Raw genomic sequence first — 1,902 nt, 5'->3', positions numbered from 1 at the left:
CGCGACGAAGGCCACCGCGCAGCCGAGGTTGCCGGCCGCGATGCCGCGCGCGAGCGTACCGGGCGGTGCCCGGCGCAGCGCCCGCAGCCCGGCGTGCAGCAGGAGCACGACCATCGCCAGGTAGGCGAGCAGTCCGACGACGCCGGTCTCCACGTACGCGCGGAGGAAGTCGTTGTGCGGCTTCTTCGCCTCGTCGGTCTGGAACTGCGTCATGTTCGGGCCGATGCCGGTGACCGGGTTGCGGCCGGCCAGCGGCACGATCTGCGACCAGTAGCCCAGCCGCCACGCGAGGGTGTTGCCGGTGGGCGCGCCGCCGACCGCGCGGGCGTCGGCGAGCTGCGCGAAGCGGTCCCCCACCGCGGGCATCAGGGCCACCCCGAGCACGGCGGCGACGCCGAGCGCGACCAGCATCCGCTTGCTGCGCTGCGCCAGCGCGACGACCAGCAGGCCGATGGCGGCGCCGAGGATGGCGCTGCGGGTGTTGGTGAGCATCAGGAAGAGGAACGACAGGCCGAGCAGCACGGCCATCACGGCGCGCAGGCGGCCGGAGAGGTAGCGGTAGACGCCGACGCCGAAGACGATCAGGAACATCAGGTATCGGCCGAAGGTGGTGGACTGGGCGAACGGGCCGCTGACCCGGACGAAGCTGCCCTTGACCTCGGCCGGCGGGTTGCCGGCCAGCGACGCGATGAGCGTGTACGCGATCACGACGGCCAGCGCCACGTAGACGGCGACCAGCACCTTGCCGGCGAAGCCGGGCATTTCCACGAGCTGTTCGAGGACCACGAACATCACCACGACGGTGAGGATGCGCAGGGCCTCGAGCATGCTGTTCGGCACCCGGTCGGCGCCCAGCGCGCTGATCAGGCCGGTGGCGCCGACGACCAGCAGCGCCACGCCCAGCGGCGACGTGCGCAACCGGCCCGCGCGGGCGCGCCCGGCCAGCCAGAGCCCGGCGGCGATCAGGAACAGCACGCCGAGGACCGTCGACGGGTCCAGGGTGCGGCTCACGCTGTCGCCGTCGACACCGGCGGGCCCGGCGGTCGGCCCGCTGAGCTTCACCAGGTCGACCATCGGCCGGATCGCGAGCATCAGCAGCACGTACCCGCCGAATCTGGTGACCGCCAGGGCCGCCACCACGAGGCCCAGCAGGACGGCGACCGGCAGCACGGCGACCAGGTCGTGACCGGTGCCGAGCGACCACGCGGTGACCGCGGCGGCGACACCGCCGACGAGGCCGAGCGCCAGATTGAGCGGCTGGTTGAGCGGCTGGTTCAGCGGCTTCATGCCTTGCGGACCAGGCCGAGGTAGACCTTCTCCACCTGGCGGGCGGCGGCGTCCCACGAGTAGGCGGCGCGCAGCCGGCCGCCGTGCAGGTGGGCGCCCAGCCCCTCGGTGCGGGGCTCCTCCAGCATGCGCATCAGCGCGCGCACCAGGTCCTCCTCGTCGCCGTCGCGGAACAGGCGGTGACCCGGCGCGTCCGACTCGAGGAGCTCGACGTGCGGAGCGATGTCGCTGGCCACCACCGGCAGACCGTACGCCGCCGCCTCGAGCAGGGTCAGCGGCAGCCCCTCCAGCCGCGACGGCTGCACGAACCCGGCGGCGTTGGTGTAGAGCTCGGCCAGCAGATCCCCGTACGCGAACCCGGTGAACACGATCCGCGGGTCGTCGCCGGCGGCCGCGCGCAGCACCTTCACGTACTCGTCGCTGAACGACGACCCGCCGACGATCGCGAGGCGCAGATCGGTGTCGAGCCGCCGGAACGCGCGGATCAGCAGGTCCGCCGCCTTCTCCGGGACGAGCCGGCCGACCAGCAGCAGATAGCCCTGCTCGGTCAGCCCGAACCGGGTGGTGATCTGGTGGGCCGCGACACGGCGCAGGTCGCCGACGCCGTTGGGGACG

Annotated in this window: 2 protein-coding genes; both read right to left on the bottom strand. The window is 73.1% G+C overall.

Annotation, left to right across the window (positions count from 1 at the left end; all coding sequences use genetic code 11):
- Nucleotides 1-1,287 (bottom strand): O-antigen ligase family protein (locus AB0M20_RS40935; RefSeq protein ID WP_364306639.1); only part of this gene is annotated, 1,287 nt, incomplete at its 3' end.
- A partial coding sequence (locus tag AB0M20_RS40930; protein WP_364306637.1) for a glycosyltransferase family 4 protein occupies nucleotides 1,284-1,902 on the bottom strand: 619 nt, incomplete at its 5' end. The genes AB0M20_RS40935 and AB0M20_RS40930, both read right to left, overlap by 4 nt.

The organism is Actinoplanes sp. NPDC051633, from assembly GCF_040681735.1.
In the GTDB taxonomy this organism is placed as follows: Bacteria; Actinomycetota; Actinomycetes; order Mycobacteriales; family Micromonosporaceae; genus Actinoplanes.
The sequence above is the reverse complement of the archived record's forward strand: the minus strand, read 5'-3'. Positions and strand labels throughout refer to the sequence as shown.